The sequence below is a fragment of the Emticicia sp. C21 genome, from assembly GCF_003418935.1.
Classification (GTDB): domain Bacteria; phylum Bacteroidota; class Bacteroidia; order Cytophagales; family Spirosomataceae; genus Emticicia.
The window spans coordinates 16,630-36,022 of sequence record NZ_QVMT01000003.1; the positions used below are offsets into that span (position 1 = coordinate 16,630).

At 37.1% G+C, this 19,393-nt stretch carries 13 protein-coding genes; 6 read left to right on the top strand and 7 right to left on the bottom strand.

Annotated features, from left to right (window positions below; genetic code table 11):
* The first annotated feature begins 35 nt into the window (after positions 1–35).
* A complete protein-coding gene (locus tag D0T08_RS07730; protein WP_116982049.1) occupies positions 36–1,799 on the top strand; it encodes an Ig-like domain repeat protein in 1,764 nt (587 codons plus the stop codon).
* A gap of 74 nt (positions 1,800–1,873) precedes the next feature.
* The gene (locus D0T08_RS07735; RefSeq protein WP_116982050.1) at positions 1,874–2,422 is read left to right on the top strand and encodes a hypothetical protein; all 549 of its coding nucleotides are present in this window, start codon (positions 1,874–1,876) and stop codon (positions 2,420–2,422) included.
* A gap of 199 nt (positions 2,423–2,621) precedes the next feature.
* On the opposite strand, the gene D0T08_RS07740 is transcribed toward D0T08_RS07735, so the two are convergent.
* On the bottom strand, positions 2,622–3,743 hold the full coding sequence (locus D0T08_RS07740) for an AI-2E family transporter (RefSeq protein WP_116982051.1): 1,122 nt from the start codon (positions 3,741–3,743) through the stop codon (positions 2,622–2,624).
* A 255-nt stretch (positions 3,744–3,998) separates the two neighbouring features.
* Here D0T08_RS07740 and D0T08_RS07745 point away from each other — a divergent pair, with 255 nt between their 5' ends.
* Positions 3,999–5,294 (top strand): DUF5690 family protein, encoded by a 1,296-nt coding sequence (locus D0T08_RS07745; RefSeq protein ID WP_116982052.1) that lies wholly within the window; start codon positions 3,999–4,001, stop codon positions 5,292–5,294.
* A gap of 144 nt (positions 5,295–5,438) precedes the next feature.
* Here D0T08_RS07745 and D0T08_RS07750 read toward each other — a convergent pair whose 3' ends face one another.
* The 3 genes from D0T08_RS07750 to D0T08_RS07760 form a co-directional block, all read right to left on the bottom strand.
* Positions 5,439–8,285 (bottom strand): hypothetical protein, encoded by a 2,847-nt coding sequence (locus D0T08_RS07750; RefSeq protein WP_116982053.1) that lies wholly within the window; start codon positions 8,283–8,285, stop codon positions 5,439–5,441.
* Positions 8,286–8,370: 85 nt separating this feature from the next.
* Complete coding sequence (locus D0T08_RS07755) at positions 8,371–8,853, bottom strand: DUF4494 domain-containing protein (protein ID WP_116982054.1); 483 nt, start codon at positions 8,851–8,853, stop codon at positions 8,371–8,373.
* Positions 8,854–8,955: 102 nt separating this feature from the next.
* Positions 8,956–10,137, bottom strand: a complete 1,182-nt coding sequence (locus tag D0T08_RS07760; protein WP_116982055.1) for a hypothetical protein — start codon at positions 10,135–10,137, stop codon at positions 8,956–8,958.
* Between the two features lie 117 nt (positions 10,138–10,254).
* Between D0T08_RS07760 and D0T08_RS07765 the strand changes: the two genes are divergently transcribed.
* The gene (locus D0T08_RS07765; RefSeq protein WP_116982056.1) at positions 10,255–10,992 is read left to right on the top strand and encodes a DUF5020 family protein; all 738 of its coding nucleotides are present in this window, start codon (positions 10,255–10,257) and stop codon (positions 10,990–10,992) included.
* Positions 10,993–10,996: 4 nt separating this feature from the next.
* On the opposite strand, the gene D0T08_RS07770 is transcribed toward D0T08_RS07765, so the two are convergent.
* Positions 10,997–12,139 carry a TIGR03364 family FAD-dependent oxidoreductase gene (locus D0T08_RS07770; protein ID WP_116982057.1) on the bottom strand — a complete coding sequence of 381 codons (1,143 nt, stop codon included), beginning with the start codon at positions 12,137–12,139 and terminating at the stop codon, positions 10,997–10,999.
* Positions 12,140–12,880 (bottom strand): HAD family hydrolase, encoded by a 741-nt coding sequence (locus D0T08_RS07775; protein ID WP_116982058.1) that lies wholly within the window; start codon positions 12,878–12,880, stop codon positions 12,140–12,142. It abuts the gene before it with no gap.
* Positions 12,881–13,351: 471 nt separating this feature from the next.
* On the opposite strand from D0T08_RS07775, the gene D0T08_RS07780 reads away from it, so the two are divergent.
* The gene (locus D0T08_RS07780) at positions 13,352–13,882 is read left to right on the top strand and encodes a YMGG-like glycine zipper-containing protein (RefSeq protein ID WP_116982059.1); all 531 of its coding nucleotides are present in this window, start codon (positions 13,352–13,354) and stop codon (positions 13,880–13,882) included.
* Positions 13,883–14,115: 233 nt separating this feature from the next.
* On the opposite strand, the gene D0T08_RS07785 is transcribed toward D0T08_RS07780, so the two are convergent.
* Complete coding sequence (locus D0T08_RS07785) at positions 14,116–14,937, bottom strand: protein-glutamine glutaminase family protein (protein WP_147322731.1); 822 nt, start codon at positions 14,935–14,937, stop codon at positions 14,116–14,118.
* A gap of 1,204 nt (positions 14,938–16,141) precedes the next feature.
* Here D0T08_RS07785 and D0T08_RS07790 point away from each other — a divergent pair.
* The gene (locus tag D0T08_RS07790) at positions 16,142–19,345 is read left to right on the top strand and encodes a SusC/RagA family TonB-linked outer membrane protein (RefSeq protein ID WP_116982061.1); all 3,204 of its coding nucleotides are present in this window, start codon (positions 16,142–16,144) and stop codon (positions 19,343–19,345) included.
* Positions 19,346–19,393: the final 48 nt, after the last annotated feature.

Sequence of the window (19,393 nt, forward strand, 5' to 3'; positions counted from 1 at the left end):
CATTCAAAGAGTTTACATTATAAACCCCAAAAATTATGCAGTTTTCTAAAATCTCTAGATTGTTTGCAGCATGTACAATGGCAGTTTCAGCCATGTTTGTACTGAATGCATGTAAAGAAGATGAAGAAGTGTTCCCAGCGCCAAGTGTATCGGCAGGTACAGAGGCATCAGGTGTGCCAGGTGCTAAAGTTAACGTTACGGCTTCTGTTAGCGCGCCGGCTGGCTTAAAAACTTTGACAGTTTTGAAAAACGGTGCTCCTTTTGACACAAAAACTTACGGTGGTACTGAAACATCAGATAACTATACAAAAGAATATACTATTGATAATCTAGCCGCTGGTACTACTGTAAACTTTACAGTAATTGCAACAGATAGCAAAAATCAGTCGTCTCCTGCCACTACATTTACTGTAAAAGTAACAGCTGTACCTCCTAAAGAAGTGGTTACAGTTAAAGGTGTATTAACCGGCAACGTTACCTGGACAAAAAACAAAATCTATAAATTGTCAGGTTTTGTTCGTGTAGGTGGTGATACCACTTCAGCAACTGCTGCAGGTGTATCTACAGGTATTTTAACTATTGAGCCTGGTACAGTTATCATCGGAGAACGCGCAACTAAAGGAACTTTGATTATTCAACGTGGCAGCCAGATCGTTGCCAATGGTACAGCTGCTGAACCAATCGTATTTACATCTGAGCGTGGTGTAGGTGAGCGTGAAGCAGGTGACTGGGGTGGTTTAGTAATTTGCGGTAAGGCAGTAAATAACTTACCTGGTGGTTCTGCACAATTAGAGGGTAGCTATAAAGGCTGGCACGGTGGTACATCTGATACCGACAACTCTGGTAGCTTGAAATATGTACGCGTTGAATACGCTGGTGTACCTATCAACCCTAACCAGGAAATTAACTCATTTACTTTCGGTTCAGTAGGTAGTGGTACAGTATTAGAGAACTTACAGGCTTCTTTCGGTGGTGATGATGCTTACGAGTGGTTTGGTGGTACTGTAAATGCTAAATATTTAATCTCTTATAGAACATTGGATGATGACTTCGATATGGATAATGGTTATAGAGGAAGCATCCAGTTTGCAGTAGCACTTCGTGGTGGTACAAGTGCTGACCAATCAGGTTCAAATGGATTTGAAGTTGACAACGATGGTCAGGGAACTGTTAACGAGCCTTTCACAGCTCCAACATTATCAAACGTTTCGTTGATTGGTGCAAAACAAAGCCAGGAGACTTTCATCAGTACTCTATTCCAGAATGGTATGCACTTACGTCGTAACAACAAAATTAAAGTATACAATACATTCGTAACAGGTTTCCCTAACGGTGTTTATATTGATGGTTCTACAACTGCTGCTAATGCTAACAGTGGTTCATTAGTACTAAACAACATAATATTGGCAGGTGTAACAGGCTGGGGTAGCAACGGTTTTGGACAAGGTGCTCCAACTTTACCATCAGGTTTCCCTGTTCGTGATATTAATACAGCTACTCCTGCAGCTGATTTATCTATCGGTGGTAAAAAACCATCAGAGTGGTTTGCAGGCCTAACTGGTAATAAAGTATTGGCTTCATGGTCAACTTCTGGTATCAATACTAATGTATTCGGTACTGGTCGCCCGACATTTACTTTGACTGCTACAGCTGCTGATGCATTGAACAAAGGTATTACAGCACCAACTGGTTTACCGGCATTCATTACACCAACTACTTATGTAGGTGCATTTGACGCTACAGACTGGACTGCAACATGGGCAGAATTCAACCCAAGTTCAGTAGTGTATATTAAATAATATTGCTTCGGAAAGAGCAAGGAGGAGTGAGATTCTCCTTGTTCTTTCCCTTTTTTGATTACCTCAACACCAATATGAAGAAGATTTTTTTAGTGTGTATTTGTCTGCTTACACTATCGTGCGAAAAAGACAAATACAATGTAAATACCTATTTTGATAAAACACAACAAGATTCTTTACTGACAAATATCGTAACCTATATTTATAGTAAAGCGCCGCAATCAAGCAATGAAACGAGATTTCAGCCGCAGTTCCGGAAATTCTACGCGGGTGTTCTACCAAAATTTAGTATTCAGAATTATTACATTGCCCCTGATAGTACGCATTATTTTTTTGTGATTCGTCCGGTAGGAGGATTACCTTATAAAAGAGGGGTAATTGGTCGATACAAATTAGATAAAAACTTGTTGCCGACTGATTTTGAAGAAGTAGTGAATACACCACATTTAGAAGAAAAATTAGTAAAAGAAAGAGGGAAGTTTTTATTTACTGAATTCATCAAAAACGGAAATCTGGATAAGTACCTGCCTATGAAACATTATGTTGAATGGCCTGATGCCAATCTGATTTACGATAAAAAACTGAACGAATGGGTAGCGCCCGTATCTAAATCTATACAATAAAAGACGTTAGTTTAATCACTAAAAGACTATCAGCCCTTTGGTTGAGAATTGAATCAGCAGATTCATATTGGTGTTAAATCAGAAAAGTCAGAAGCTTTGCTTCTGACTTTTTCTTTTGAGTGTATCCTGACAAATTTAGTTTTAACAGTAATTTTGTTGTTATTTCAAGTTGACAATAATTTTATTGTTAAATCTGCAATCACTTCTCTTCTTTCTTCTTCGCTTTCTTCTCCAACCCCTTAAAATTAAACGCGACCTTGCCCACTCTGGGTTGGTTATCACCTATCAGAAAGCCAAATGGTTTTAAATCATCAATTCTATCAAAAATCACTTTTAAAATAGCTGTAAGTGGTATTGAAAGAAACATGCCGGCTATTCCCCACAAAGAACCCCCGATAAGCACTACTACAATAGAAACAAGGGCATTCAGATTGACTTTACTGGCTACAATTTTAGGTACAATGAGATTATTATCTACGAACTGAACTACTGAAAACAAGGCTATTACCCAAAGCACATAGCTTGGTTCTTTAGTTGTGAGTGCCATTGTTATCGGGAAAACCATGGCGATCAGGTTACCTATATATGGTATTAAGTTCATCAAGGCCGCAATAATACCCATTAAAACAGCATATTGAATGCCCATAAGTAACAGACCTGACGAAATAAGTGCTGATACAATAACGGCTTCAATAAGTAAACCTATCAGATAACTTTGAATGAGCGATTTGGTTTCGTACAGTACTTCTTCTACTATTTTCTTCTTGTCACCTTGAAAAAGCATGGCTATAAATTCCAGTAACAAAGGCTTATAGAAAAGAATCAGAAAAATATATACGGGCATTAATATAAATAAAGTAAATATATTGCCCATTGCTCCCAATACTTTGGTAATTAATGCGGTTCCGTTTTTCAGACCCTCACTTTTCATACTTTCTATTGATTGTTGAATCTTAGGTTTACTAAGACCAAAAGTCTGCGAAATCCAGTTGATGGCATTTTGAGCAAATTCATCGAACTTTTCTTTAAATTGAGGAGCAGAATCGCTGAACATAATCAACTGTGAACCAATAAAAAACAAAACACTTCCAATTACAATAGCTGCAGCCAGAATCGCCAGAACGATAGCCAGAATCTTGTTAACATTTTTGCTCATCAGATAATTAACTACCGGATTAAGCAGAATAGCCACAATAGTTGCCAGTACAAACGGAATGATAATATTTTGCCCAATATATAGCACATAGAAAAAAGCCAGCAAACCCATAATGATTTGCGCTAGCTTAAGATAAACAGGTACTTTAATAGATGTTGAATTCATGAGCTTATATAATTAATAGGTGTTTGACGCCACTGGTGTTTAAAATATCTCTCTAAAAACTCTAGCCAACGCATTTTTGTAGGGATTTTAACCGAACAAATGTGCTTATACGTATAAAGAATCCGCATTTGTGGCGTGATACGTATATAGATTGTAGAATTAATTCCACAGGCTGAAATTCTTTATTTAATACTGGCTTAACAGTGAGTTTACATGGGTTGTCGAAATTACAGGTTCATTTAATAGCGGCAATCTGTGAAGAAAATCCTGGTAAAATCTGAAGCATTGTTGATAGTCTGGTGTATCATTGCAGCCTTTGGCACATATTTCTGTATGTATGCTTTTCGCAAACCATTCACTACCGGATTATACGAAAATTACGAATTGTGGGGAATGGGCTACAAGAGTATTCTGATTATCTCGCAGGTATTCGGTTATATGCTTTCTAAGATAATTGGTATAAAGGTCATCGCCGAATTAAAAGCCAAAAGCCGCGTTTTACTGATTATAGGATTAATAGCCTTTGCCGAAATTGCCTTATTGGCCTTTGGTTTTGTGCCTTTCCCATACAATTTTGGATTTCTATTTCTGAATGGGCTACCCTTAGGTATGGTATGGGGTGTTATCTTTAGCTTTCTGGAGGGGCGCAAGTTGACAGAATTTTTATCTTTAGGACTAAGCCTGAATCTGGTCATGACTTCCGGGGTTTTAAAGACTATTTATTTATATCTCCAAGAAACCTATCAGATTAGCGAATTTCATTTGCCTTATGTAATCGGGCTCATTTTTCTGCCTTTCTTCCTGTTTTTTGTCTGGATTCTGGCACAGATACCACCACCGAATGACGAAGACAAACGACTAAGAGCAAGCCGTTCGGCTATGACTAAACAAGACAGAGGCAGAATTGTTAAGGAGTTTGGTTTAGGACTTTTCTGCTTTGTAGGCATGTATCTGTTAATGGCTACCATGCGTGATTTCAGAGATAACTTTGCTGTAGAGGTATGGCGGGAAATTGACCCGAATTTCAGTAAAATTATTTTCTCAGAGATAGAAACAACCATTGGTCTGGTAGTAGTAAGCTTGATTGCATTGATTGCCTTTGTCCGTAACAACTTTCATTCTTACCTCACATTCACAGGTATGATGCTTGTTGCGGTAGCTGCTTGTGGAGGTAGCACATGGGCCTTTCAACAACAGTTAATTTCTCCAAAGCTATGGATGTTGAGTTTAGGCATTGGTTTATTTCTGCCTTATTTATTAATACAAACAGTGGTCTTTGAGCGACTGATAGCTCTGTTTAAAGCTAAAGGTAATGTAGGTTTTCTGGTCTATATCTGCGATTCGATAGGCTACTTAGGTAGTGTGTCGCTCTTGGTATACCGAGAGTTCTTTCTGAAACAGATTTCTTTTGTAAATGTGCTCATCACATTCGGTTATATCATTTCAGGCGTATGCCTGGTTTTATTGGTAATACAGCTCACCTACTTTACGAATAAGCATTTAAAAGGAAAAGTATGGTGGAGGTTGGCTCCGAAGTCAGAGATGGTATAATCTTGAAATTTGATTTAACTGATTTATTTGATTTCACTGAAATCACTATTGATACTTTCAGATTGGATAAATATGTTTTACAATATCGATACATCATTCTAATCATTAAATCAGGTTAATCAAAGTTCAGATAATAATCTACTATCAAGGTTTTACAAGAAGTCCCGAGCTTTTTGGAATATCTAAAACAGCACCGGGCTGGGTTGTTAAAAATTTGGCTTGAGCATTATAGTTATTGGGAACCGTAACAGTATGTTCGCTTTTAATAAGTACTATATCACCTGAATCGGGAACTCTGCCACAAGTCCAGATATCAGACGAAGCCCAACTTCCTGATTGTTTAGTATAATTTCTATTTCCCTCACAATCCATTGGCAGGTATTGCCACAGCTCACTTCCATGTATTTCATCAGTACCCCAGAATAATATCTTGTCAGGGAAATCCATCAGGTTATAAATCATAGAATTTTTGCTCCCATTTCTTATTTCACCGGCAAGACAGATTCCGGTATTAGTTTGATTGACTTTGAAGAGTTCGGTTCCATATTCTTTATCATAATAGCTAAAGAATAATTTATCGTAGAAATTAATAGCTGAAACCATATTGCTATTTGCTGCATTATTTAATAACTGAACAGTACCCTCAGGGGTACCATCGCTTTTCCAGATATTCAGAATACTTCCTGTAGCATTAGCTTTTAAGAATAGATAAAGCTGATTATTAACACTAAAAAAGTCGAGATTTGAATTTTGTCCAAAAGTAATTGTTTTTACTGGTTGGGTTCCTTGTGTAGTACCATCACTTGTCCATAAATTGAAAGAATAGGGTGGAGAGCCGGTATTAAAACCATATCTAAAAAATAATCGGTTATTAGTTTTTTGTAAGAATAAATAAATACTACTCAATAAAGCGTAATTAGACTCAAAATCTTTTACAATCTTTGTACCAACTGCACTACCGTCAGATTCAAAGAGTGCTTCTTTAAAATCAGAGTCTTTAAAGTAATCGGAGAAAAAATAAAGTTTATTTTTAAATTCAATCATAAGATAAGGGCTAAGGGATGTTCCTGAATCAATATAAAATACTTCATGAGTTCCAATTTCAGTTCCATCACTCACCCATAAACCATAATTGTCGAAAAATACCTTGCTCCCAACGGCTGTTAGATGTGGGGTTATTGAACCTACGGCCGGCGAAGTTTGTATCGTATGAGTGCCAATGATTGTTCCGTCAGACACCCATAATTTTAAGTTATTTTCTCCCCAAAAAAATAATTTATCAATAGTGGCTGTCAATTTCTGTGGATTTACTGGAACCTGATTACTACTTGAAAGAATGATTTCAATTGTGCCATTTTCTGTGCCATTTGATTTAAATAATCGATTTGTGTTTTCATTAGTAAACCTGGCAGTGAAGTAAATAGTATTACCAACAGCGACAATTTCCTGAATGATAGTACTTAAGTAACCAGAATTTATATCTTTTACTAACATAGTCCCGGTTTCTGTACCATCAGTTTTCCATAGTTCTCCTCCACGATGATCTCTCCCATTAAAATACCAGGTATTACCTAATTTTACTTTTTTATCAGATGCCAACGAGCCTTTTGTATAAGTAACTATGTTTTTTACTAATGCTGTGCTTTGAAGATTAACATCACCTTTCCATAATTCAATATTATGTTGTGGGTCATGATTACTGAATAATACCTGATTATTAGAATTATAGATAAATTCCTGACTTAATACGATTGTTTCAGCAGGAGGAACAGAAAAAATTAAAAGACGAATAGTTCCTGCTTCTGTACCGTCTGCTTGCCATACCTCGCCCAAACTGGTTTTAAAGAACAATTTATTAGCGATTTTTGTGAAAAAGAAAGGGTTTGAGCTACCAGTAGGATTAATATCTTTTGATAGGAGGGTTCCGTCGACAGTTCCATTCGATTCCCATAATTCTAAGTTGTTATTTTCCCCTGCTGAAAAATAAAATTTGTTATCTAAAACACCCCATTTTCTATTAAAAGAATAATCATCCGGGATAGCGGAAAAAGTTCTCAGACGTGTAGTAGTACTATCAGTGGTAGTATCATATATCCACAATTCAGTGGTATTTAAAATAAAAATAAGCTTGCCATCGAAACTACCTAAACTTGAAGTTTGTGAAACAGAATTTAAAGCTTTTTTTTCTAAAATAGTTTTTATAAATAAAGTTTGAGAGCCATCTGTTTTCCAAAGCTCTATCACCGTTTTACTTGATAAGTTATCAGGCGAAATTATAAATCTTTTTATAAAGAAATAAAGATTATTGCCTATTACATAAACTCGATTACTGCTAGTCGGAAATTCAAATAATTTGTTAATACTCTGAATAACACTCGTACCCTCGGTAGTTCCGTCGCTTTTCCAGACCTGAAAAATCTTATCAGAGCTACCAGGATTCATAATTGTAAAGAATACCAAATGGTTATTAACAATAGTCATTTGATGGTGATTAGAGATGCTCGTATTAACAGGTAAAGCTTTTACCAGAATACTTTCACCATTACTAATTTTAAATAATCCACTTAAACCAATATAATAAATTTCATTTTTGAAAAAATACAATTTTTCAATTGAGTTGGCACTAGCTAATACCAGTGTTCTGTCAATACCATTGGTCTTCCAAAGACTTATATTTGTAGATTCACTAATGTCCTGTACAAAATAATAGAGTTCATTGTTAAATGAATAAAGACTAGCACCTTTGAAACCGTATGGGTAGGCAATAATTGATTGGTCTGTAACCCTTATTGTGCCGTTTTCTGTCCCGTCAGTTTTCCATAAGCTATTAAGCCCCAATTCATAGGTAATAAAAAAAGTAACCCCATTTATTTCAATAAAATTTGAAGGATAAGACCCGTCTTCAGCTGTATTCAAGTCTTTAAAGAAACTAATTTGTGCAGAAGCAGTATAAGAAAGAAGTGCTAAAAGAAGTGTAAAGATTTTTTTCATAGAATTTATAGTCACATTTGTTTAGCAAATCTAACAAAAAAAGAGCCAACTTATGTCGGCTCTTTCAGAAATGACAATAAAAATATCAATTCTCCATCACCTCAGCCAAAGGCTTGAAATTGCCATGTTTCAGTTTCTCTTCTACTTCATCGTAAGGAATTACTTCCAGAATATTGGTGATATTAATATCTGTAATCTGGTAGTCTTCTACCGTGCCTAACCTTTCTGAAATAAGCTGATAGGCTTCCAATGAATTTTCTGCGTTAATCAACATATTGAAAGGGGTACGCTTCTCTTTCTGAGATTTCTCGTCGAAACTCACGAAGTTTACCTTTACTTTGAACCAGGTTTCTGCCCCATCTTCTACAAAGTATACCTCTTGCAGTTTCATGCGAGATAGTCCGAATAAATGAAAGTCGGGCGTATTAGAAGCAACAGTTGAGTAGATTCTTGCCTCTGCATCTGTATACGATACGGCGTCTACTAAATAAACTTCCGTGATTTTAATGGTTCTGTCTTTTTCGTCTACTTTCTGATAACGAATTTTTCCTTGATACCAAGCTGACATACGTAAATGGATTATTTATGATTGGAAAACAATTATGAGTGCAAAAATACGAGGCTAATTTAAACAAAAGGTATATACGCATCAATTAAATTAAAATTCAGGCTAATCTTTACAAGCCTGCTCTTCCAGCCTAAAAAAGTCAATATGCGCTGGTTTAGCAGGTGTATGAGGCATAAAGCCCTTCAAGGCAAAGATCCCTACATATCTAGGCTCAATCAATAAACCACGGGTGATTATCTCTTTGAAAGCAAAAATGTCATTTTCTCCTGTAGCATATAAGAATCGGAAAGTATGATTCTGTTTTTCAATACGCAAAGCTGATTTTTTCAGGTTTTTATTAACTATAGCTGATTGCGTTGAATCAGTACTGAAAATGACTGTGTGAGCTATTTCTTCTGGTTTACTAAGATTTCCATTAATAGCACTTATAGCTTGTAGCAGAATTTCTCCGGGCTTAGTGAAGCCTCCAAAGAAGTTATTAAAGGAAAGCGTCAATCTGACGCTCTTGCTCGTAAAAGTGGTATCTTCCATTAATAAAATCCCTACCTGTTGCCAGTTTTGCTGAGGGATAAAATTATTCAGGTGGATTTCGGTTGAGAAACAGGAGTTGGGTATTTTTCTCAATAAGAGATTCTTAATACCTATTCTGCCTGCTGTATCAGGATAATTGTCGCCATCTAAAGTATAGAGTGTCAAATGTCCAGCCTTTTCGTCTTTTTTATCCCAGTAGATAGGATCTTCGTTTTTTAGCACCCAACCTTTTTTTGCCAATGAATCCTGACTGACTGATTTAAAATGGTCAGTAAAATTAGTTGATTTAATGCTATTTCTATAGATATAAATGGCTATAGTTGTCAGTAAAACAACAATAGCAATTAAATCCCAGAACTTGAAATGATAGACGAATATATGTTTACGACGCTTGCGTTTAGGACTGTACGACCTGGCATAAGTATCCCTATAGTTGTACCAATACCTGAAATGCGCTTCATTTTTCTTCCGATTAGCTTCATCTGTTTTTGCCGCGTTGGTTACATAGCGGGCAAATGTATCTAAAGTGGCTGTGCTTGGATTTTCCTGCTTATTCGTGCCGGGATTAAGAATATGAAGTGAGTAATTTTTAATACTCTTCCAGCCAACTACCAAACCCGTGCGCTCCAGAATCTCGTTCGAAAAATGCTTGCTTTCCGTCTCCGAAAGGGGAGTGGTTAAGCTCTTCCAGAAGCACTTTTCATGCGCTTCGTGGAATAATCTGAAAAAAGCTTTTTCGTCTATAGAACTCATGCAGTTGGTTGCTGGTATGCGTAATTAACGTTTACGTGACATTTATGCTTCAATTACGGAGCATATTTTTTTTTCGGCCGAGATTTGAAGCATCGAAAAACAAAATTAAAGATTCAAATGAACTCAAACATCAAGTCAAACCTGATTTTTCTCTGCCTCTTATTACACTCAGTTCTTTCGCAAGCACAAGACTTTCAGCTTCATTATGATTTTCGTCATACAGTTGACCCGAAGTTAAATCCAAAAAATTTCCCAATGATTAGCTTTCAGTATTTCAAGGAGATTGATACCCTTGGCACCGGCTCATTCCTATTCAAAGCACAGACCTTTTTAGATGGTGAGAAAAACAATACTAATCAGGCTTTTTTACAAGTCTCACAGTCTCTACGTTTCTGGAAGCCTAAAGTTTATCTTTCGCTGAATTATAGCGGTGGATTGGGCATTGCCGAACCATCATTTGGTTACTATATCCGCAATTCTTTTGGTGTGGGAGTTGCTTACCCTTTTCAATGGAAAGGTGCATGGATAAGTGCTGCTGCCTTATATCGCTACAACGCTTTTCAAAAAGGTAGTCACGACCCTCAATTTACCTTCTACTTTGGCAGAGGATTTCTGAACTATAAAATATTTGTAGAAGGGAGCATTGTTGCATGGACAGAAAACCGGAACCAAGGTATTGAATACACCAAAGGATTGACAGGTAAGAAATTCGCCTTTTTCGGCGACCCACAAATCTGGTTTACTATTAAAAAGGGTTTGGCTGTTGGTTCCAGGGTGAGTTTATATTATCATCTTTTGACAGATAAGAATATTGTTCAGGCATATCCTACAGTTGGGACCAGGTATAAGTTTTGAATAATTACAACAACCCCTCAATCACACTCTCTGCATACCCGGCGCTGGTTGTCATACCCTTACCGCCTATGCCTGTACGGATATGAATATTCGGACTAATATCATGTTCGAAAATCTCATCGGGGTGTTGAGCGTAGAAACCGGCCCATGAGCGGGCAATTTTTCTGACCGGAAAACTCATGATGCGTTCGGCTTCTTTCAGCATCAGGTCATTGATATACGTTTTGGTATCAAAGCCTAACTCATCTGTTCGGCCAACTGGGGCATATTCGTGCGAATCACCGATGATGATAGAACCATCAATGGCTTGCTTAAACAAAATATGAATACCCCATTTCTTTAATTCTGAATAATGATCAGGCGTGGTAATATTTTTGAAAGAAGGGCATTGCTCAAATGACTCGTATCGACGAATAGATAGGCCTGTCAGGATATTCCCTTTGATAGAAACATTTGTCATGGGTACAGTCTGTAGCATCTGTAATTTGCTGACAATCATACCACTTTGTGCATATACTTCCGGAAAAAGTAGGTTAAATATATAGCCACTGCAAATAATAGCTTTATCAGCCGTGTATTGGTCGTTGCTACTTGTCATAAGTGTTACAAAGCCTGATGCTTCTGTACAGCCAATCACGCTGGTATTGGTCAGGTATGTCACCTGCAACTGTTCTTGTAGGTATTGGAGTATTCTATGGATAAGCAGGTTGGGTTCAACGCTTACCTCGCTTGGATAGTAGATAGCACCACGCGCATAATCTTCTTTCAACTCAGGATATAAATCAAGGCATTGTCTTTTCGAAAGCAGAATGCACTCATAGCCCTGGCTTTGGTGTATATCATACAACTCATTAGCCAGTTGCCATTCTGTTTCGTCAGATGCAAAATAGATTGAGCCGTTTTTTCTGACAGAAATATCGAATTGACTTTGAATGTCTTTATAAATATCAAGGCTTCGTCTACCAAAGTCAAACCATTTTCCGGCGGAACCTGAGGGAACGGCTTGCCCAAAGTTGCGGACTGTTGAACTGACTGGAAAATTATCTTTTTCGATAATTAATACTTTCTTTCCTTTTTTTGCCGCGTGAAAGGCATGAAAAGCCCCCATAATGCCGCTGCCAACTATAATTAGATCGTGATTTTTCATTTATGCTTCGCTAAGAACGCCTAAGTTAATAATAATGTCTTTTAAATCTTTCAAAGAATCTAATAAGCCATCATTACGCAGAATAGTTAATTGTTGACGGGTATGTGTACCATTCACCACGCCTAAAGACATACGGCAACCGGCTCTTACACCTGACTTTAAATCTGATGGCGTATCGCCGATGTTAATCACCTCATAAGGGTCAGATACACCCATCAGTTTCATGGCTCTTTGAATCATGTAAGGTTCCGGGCGGCCTTTGGGTACTTCGTCACTGGCGATAGACACATCAATGACTGATTTTCCAGAAGTATTCACGTAATTATATTCCAGGCCATCAAGCCAGCCCAATTTTTCTAAAATGATATTGGTAACTACTCTATAAAAACCTGTAGTTAAAGCGATTCTGATATTATTCCTACGTAAGAAATCAAATATTTCCAGACAACCCTCAGTGGGCAATACCTCATTTTTGCGATAATGCTCTTCAAGAATCAGCCGGAAATAGTCATAAGAGTAGATTACATTTTCATTGTACTCTGGATGATCCTTACCTGTTTTTTCTTCCCAAAGCATTTTAAACACCTCTACTTTCGAGTAGCCCTGTAAAGCTAAAATCCGTTCTTCCGATACATTCAAACCTACATACTCACAAGCATTGGCAAAGCAGGTTTCAACTTCCTTTTTGTCCTGAACGGTAGTTCCGGCCATATCGAAAACAACTAATCTGATTGGAAACATAAGGTATTGTTTTTTGACAAAAATAAGCCATCGTCTTCTATAAAACATATTATGTTTTTGTTAAGTCCAATCGCTAAAAGGCCAAAAAGGTGTGTAAAATACACTTAAAAAAAGCGTGTTTTTATATCTACATTTTTAAGAAATACGTCTCCCCAATTAATACTTTCATAGAAGTGTAGATCAGACATTTTATAGTATAATTTATAAGATTTGGGGAAAATATTCCCCGTAAATGGATAAAAATCCACTTTTTGCCGCGTATGGAAATTATTGTAAAAATTAGAATATATATATATTAAATGATTGATTATTAAGTATTTAATGAATTCTTCTTGATTCTGAGGCATTTTTTCAGGATGGAGGAATTAATTTTTTAACTTATATAGCAGGTATTGATTTTAGCTAATTTATCAGATTTTAAACTTTATATGAGGTGCTACTGTCAAAACCACAAATAAACACGATACGATTATGAAAAATGTAATAATTATCACTTCACTTGTAGCAGCTACAATGGGGTGTACTAGCAAAGAAAATACTAATGAACAGATACAGGCAGCCAGAAAAGCTGCAATTGATTCAGTGAACAGAGTAGTTGAAATAGAACGTATGAAACAGGCAACTATTGACTCGATGAATCTTGTACAGGAACAACAATTGGCAATAGCAGAAGCTAAAAAAGCCAATACCTCAACCAGAACAAAAGAGACTGTAATTTATAGAGACGGGGGTTATTCTAATGCTAATGGTGGCGGTTATACGCCGGTATCATATACCTCAACAAAGCCTGCTAAGAAGAAAATGAATCCTGCTGTGAAAGGTGCTTTGATTGGTACAGGTGTAGGTGCTTTGGCCGGGGTAGCGATTGCAAAGGATAAAAAAGGTAAAGGTGCCTTGATTGGTGCCGCTGCCGGTGCAGCCGCTGGTGCCTTAGGTGGGGTAATTATTGATAAGCAGAAACAGAAAAAACAGGCACAGCAACAGCCCCAGATTTATTACTAATTTCACAACCAGACTATATATTCACCCTCCTGAAAGAGTCTTAGGACTTTTCTCAGGAGGGTTTTCTTATTTTTTTAGTAAACAACTATTAGAGGGATTCCCGAAAAGTAGTTGAAAATTATGAACGATAACTAATAAACGTAAATAAAGTATTTGGTTATATCAAGTAATAAATACAGTGCAAAAGGGTTGTGTATATTCAAGAGTTATATCTTAGTAATGAAGAAATAAACTCATACAATGTCTTGTATGAGTTTTGACCATTTCTCAATATTGTCTTCAAAAACACCACGGTAGTAGTTAATCAAGTTGTGGTATTTTTCCTGAAACTCAGGTGTCATTCTTCTGTTAAAACTCTTATCTCTAAAAACACATTCAAAATTATTAATACTGCCAATCAGGTATTTATAATCAGTGATGAGTACCGAAGGGGCATTATTTCTTAGGGCTGGTTTAATCACCTCTTCATGCATAGTCAAGGCAGTTTCGTTAGCGGCCAATCCCTTCTCAAACCATTTATTTTCTAAGCATGTCCCTTCAATCGGATAAAAATTTCCATTAAAAAGGCTTTTATTCGGTTTTTTAAGTCCAGGTGAGGAGTAAAACAGAAAGTTCTCAGGTTCTTCAATTTTATACTGATAATTTTTAGTATTCATGTGAGATAGCCATTCTTCAAGGTTTAAAGGAGCTTCTTCTGAAAAATTAAAATCAAAAATCAAGTCCTGATTACCTTGCTGAACAATGGGTGCTACATGATAACCCCAACGGATGTATCCTTTGGGGGTCATATGATTAGGGTCCTGAATCAGGAAGACTTCATTTGAAGTCTCTGAATAGCGGCATGGAGCGAAGACCCATATTTTTTTATGCGGAATATTATGCTTTTTTAAAAGCAAAGAACTCAGGTGAGCATTACAATGACAGTTACCTTGCAGATAACGGTAAGATGGATAGAGTTGATGTTTTATTTCTTTAAACACTCTATCTATTAAGGGTTGAATCAAAGTTTTTGATTCAAATACATTCAGCATTTTGTTGAGTTGATTAGAGTTCAAAACTAATAGTTTAAAGCCTATTATTATGTTATGTTTTGGTAAAGGAATTGTAACGCAGAAGTTAAAAGAAGACTCTTTCTTCCGCCTGAATAGAAGAGGTAAAATAGACCTGTAATTGAAGATGAAAAAAAGATTGTCAACGAGAGCAATATCGTATCAGCACAGCTACTGAAATGTTGCCTGAAACCCTAAAAATCTTTTTAAGCCTTATTATTTCTATATTACAAAAAGATATCTACTTTATAAGAAGAACACATGAATTTCTGCCTCCTGCTCTTTTCAAACCTTACCCTTAATTCACAAACGTTAATAGATTTTTTTTACCATTTATACACAGCATAGAAACTATTTCTACTACAGATTTATTGTTTACAAAGATACTTTATTTCTACTAAAAAGAAGAATTTCATCAATACTATTTAATGGGTTTTGTAAGACTAAAAAGCAACCTTCTCCACCTTTCATTAAAAGGTATATTTAGTTGGTAAAAAGACTACTTTTCTCAGAATTTTTATTTCACTAACCACTCTAAAAACATGATAAAATGGAATGTTAAGAAAAGCTTAAAAAAAGATTAAGAAAGAAATTTGTTTTACCAGAAAACTCCTTAAATTGTTGCTCTATACCATACAAACCTTTTGTACCTATTATCTATCTAATTAAAACACCTACTTTATGACAAAAACACACGCGGCCTTTTGTTCTCTATCCTGATTCTTCTTTTCAAACCTTATCATTGTTGATAAGCATCTATTAATTGTGATGCTTTACAATTTACCTGGAAAAGAAATCTATTTGCGTTGCTGATTCACCGGCTATCAAGCTACCTGAAACGTATGATGATTAGAGTATTACCAACACACCTTTAAACTTTTCTTCAAACCTCAAAAAAAACACCATACACACTACCTTTTCTGTTACCAGTAAGGTCTGGTTATGCCTTTGCTTGTTAGCGGTGCATTTATGCACTATGTCTTGCATGAGTAAAAGTACTTAATTCTTAAAAAATGCCTGTTTTTTCATGTTTTTGCACAAAAAAGCCTGAAAAAACAGATAATTCCATCATTTACTTAACAATAGCTTAATTCCGACTTAACATTCACAGAATGTAAGAAGCGTACTTTTGCATGCTGAAAATCATGCTGGCTTATTATAAATTTTTAACGACTAAATCTTTCAAAAATCAAACAAAAAACAAAAGTTTATGAAAAAACAACTCCTATTATGCATGGTAGTTTTTCTGATTAGCCTCTTTATCAGCGAAGCAACTTATGCGCAGACTTCAGTAAGCGGGAAGGTATCTGCTGCCAATGGCGAGGGCATCCCCGGCGTAAGCGTGTTGGTAAAAGGCAGCAATCAGGGTACCAATTCTGATGCCAGCGGAAATTTCAGATTAAGTAATGTTAGTTCAAGTTCGGTTCTTGTGTTCTCTGCTATCGGTTTCGTAACAGAAGAACGTACAGTAGGTAACCAGACTACTATAAATATTACCTTGAACGAAGATAACAAAACCTTAAACGAGGTAGTAGTAACAGCTTTGGGTATTAAAAAAGACATTCGCCGTATCGGGGTGGCTATCCAGTCAATTGATGGAGCTTCTACCGTTAAAGCACGTGAGCCAAACGCCATTAATGCGTTGGCAGGTAAAGTAGCCGGTTTGACAATCGGAGCACAACCTGAAATGTTGCGTAAACCAAACATTTCGTTACGGGGTAATACCGAGATTTTATATGTAGTGGATGGTGTACCTATCAACTCTGATACCTGGAACATCAGTCCGGATGATATTGAAACTTATTCAGTGTTAAAAGGAGCTTCTGCTTCGGCGCTTTATGGTTTCCGCGGTAAAAATGGTGCTATCCTGATTACCACCAAACGTGGTTCTAAAGATAAACGTGGATTCTCGGTTGAAGTAAACTCTTCAACTATGTTAGATAAAGGTTTTTATGCGATACCTAAAACACAAGACTTGTATGGCCCGGGTGACCACGGTCGTTATGCCTTTGTTGACGGTAAAGGTGGTGGATTAAACGACGGTGACTACGATGGTGGCTGGGGCCCTAAATTTGAGGGTCAGTTGATTCCTCAATACGATAGCCCGGTTGACCCGGTAACAGGTGTAAGAGCAGGTACTCCATGGATTGCCCGTGGTAAAGACAACTTAGCCCGTTTCCTGCAAACAGGTATCTTATCAACTAATAATATTGCTGTTTCAGCCACAGGAGAAAAATATAACTTGCGTTTCTCTACTTCACAGATTTCACAACGTGGTATTGTTCCGAATACAAAATTAAATATCAGCAACTTTAACATTGCTGCTGATTATAAATTCTCTGACAAACTTTCGTTCACTTCGAACTTACAGTATAACAGACAATACACGCCAAATATCCCTGATATTAACTATGGCCCTAACTCAATCATCTATAATATGACACTTTGGGCCGGTGCTGACTGGGATGTTGACGATATGCGTAACTACTGGCAACCGGGTAAAGAAGGAATCCAACAGATTTATGCTGAGTACCAACGTTACAACAATCCATACTTCATGAGTTATGAATGGTTGAGAGGTCACCAGAAATCTGATATTATCGGCCAGGCCGCTTTGACTTATAAATTTACAGACTATCTGGAAGCTACACTTCGCTCGCAAATTACTACCTGGAACTTGCTACGTACAGAGAAAATGCCTTATTCAGCAGGTTCTTATGGGCGTGATGAGCGTCGTGGAGACTACCGTGAAGACCGTCGTAACCTGTTTGAAAACAACACCGACATCTTATTGAAATTTGACAAGGACATAGTAAGAGGTTTTAACGCAAAAATCTGGGCAGGGGGTAATATCCGTACTTTTGAGTATAGCTCACAATATGGTTCTACTGATTATCTGAACGTACCGGGCTTATACAACTTCAGCAACTCGGCGAACCCTGTTCGCGGCGCTAATTTTAACTCAGCTATGCGTGTAAATTCAGGATATTATTCTGCTGACTTTACCATTAAGAATTTTGTAACTATCGGAACAACCGGTCGTGTGGATAAATTGTCAACTTTACCATCTGGTAACAATACATTCTTTTATCCATCAGTTTCTGCTTCAACAGTTTTATCTGATTACATTAATCTTCCATCAGTTATCTCGTTCTTCAAGTTAAGAGGTTCGTATGCTAACGTGAAAGACGGCTTAACTCGCTCTACTATCGGTACAACCCCTAGCTTAGGCGATGGTAACCCACTAGGGTATGGCGATCAATATTATTCTCCATACGATGGCCCTGCTTATAGCAACGCTGCGGTTTATTCTACGCCTTTCTCTTACAATAACCAGCCATCGGCTTACTATACAGGTACATTGAACAACCCTGGCCTGAACCCAAGTTCAACTTCACAAACCGAGGTGGGTCTTGATTTCAGAGTATTGCAAAACCGTATCGGCTTGGATGTAACTTACTTCATCTCTGACGAAGGCCCTAGAATCTTCTCTTTACCAATTTCTTCTACTACCGGTTATACAGCCGCTTTGGTAAACGGTATTAAAACACAGAAAAAAGGTTGGGAAGTTGCCTTAACTGGCTCGCCAATCAAAAACCCTGATGGTTTAAACTGGGATGTAGTGGTTAACTACTCTACTTATCAGGAAAGACTAACAGAGATTTATCCGGGTGTTGCAAATCTGAATACTTTCTTCAAGGTAGGTGACCGTCTGGATAAATTCTATGGAACTGCCTTTGCCAGAACTCCAGACGGACAAATTATCAATGATGATTCAGGTCGCCCTGTTACTACTCCTGTGGCTCAGTTCTTAGGTTATATAAATCCTAAATTTGTATTTGGTATCAATAACAAATTCAACTATAAAAACCTGAGCTTCAGCTTCCAGTTTGATGGTCGTATCGGTGGTGTAATCTCTAACTATATCCAACGTCAGACATATCGCGGTGGTCGCCATATCGGTACCACTGAAGGGATAATGGGTATTGCACGCGAACAGGATTATAAAGGTGTAAAAGCTTATGTGGGCGAAGGAGTACAGATTTCAAATGGAGTACCTATTAAATACGATGCAGATGGTAAAATTACCAATTATGCTGAATTGCAATACAAACCAAATGAAACCAAACAATTTGTACAAGACTACGTGAGCCGTTACTATAATACAGATGATGGTAACTTAATGAACCGTTCTTTCGCTATGTTGCGTGAGGTTGTAATTGGTTATTCGTTACCTGAAAGATGGTTTGGCGGAGTTGTAAAAAATGCCTCGGTATCGTTGGTAGGTAGAAACCTATTGTATTTTGCAGAGAAGAAAGATATTGATTTGAACCAGTATATCAACGATGGTGGCTCAGGTCTGCAAACACCATCTACCAGAAGATACGGTATCAACCTGAACTTTACTTTCTAATCTCAATTGATTGCTCATTGAGCTTTATTTTAACATCATTCAGATAAA

Coding starts and splice junctions, on each gene's coding strand:
- D0T08_RS07730 (WP_116982049.1), top strand. CDS start 36: ATGCAGTTTTCTAAAATCTCTAGATTGTTTGCAGCATGTACAATGGCA.
- D0T08_RS07735 (WP_116982050.1), top strand. CDS start 1,874: ATGAAGAAGATTTTTTTAGTGTGTATTTGTCTGCTTACACTATCGTGC.
- D0T08_RS07740 (WP_116982051.1), bottom strand. CDS start 3,743: ATGAATTCAACATCTATTAAAGTACCTGTTTATCTTAAGCTAGCGCAA.
- D0T08_RS07790 (WP_116982061.1), top strand. CDS start 16,142: ATGAAAAAACAACTCCTATTATGCATGGTAGTTTTTCTGATTAGCCTC.
- D0T08_RS07775 (WP_116982058.1), bottom strand. CDS start 12,880: ATGTTTCCAATCAGATTAGTTGTTTTCGATATGGCCGGAACTACCGTT.
- D0T08_RS07755 (WP_116982054.1), bottom strand. CDS start 8,853: ATGTCAGCTTGGTATCAAGGAAAAATTCGTTATCAGAAAGTAGACGAA.
- D0T08_RS07780 (WP_116982059.1), top strand. CDS start 13,352: ATGAAAAATGTAATAATTATCACTTCACTTGTAGCAGCTACAATGGGG.
- D0T08_RS07765 (WP_116982056.1), top strand. CDS start 10,255: ATGAACTCAAACATCAAGTCAAACCTGATTTTTCTCTGCCTCTTATTA.
- D0T08_RS07770 (WP_116982057.1), bottom strand. CDS start 12,139: ATGAAAAATCACGATCTAATTATAGTTGGCAGCGGCATTATGGGGGCT.
- D0T08_RS07750 (WP_116982053.1), bottom strand. CDS start 8,285: ATGAAAAAAATCTTTACACTTCTTTTAGCACTTCTTTCTTATACTGCT.
- D0T08_RS07760 (WP_116982055.1), bottom strand. CDS start 10,137: ATGAGTTCTATAGACGAAAAAGCTTTTTTCAGATTATTCCACGAAGCG.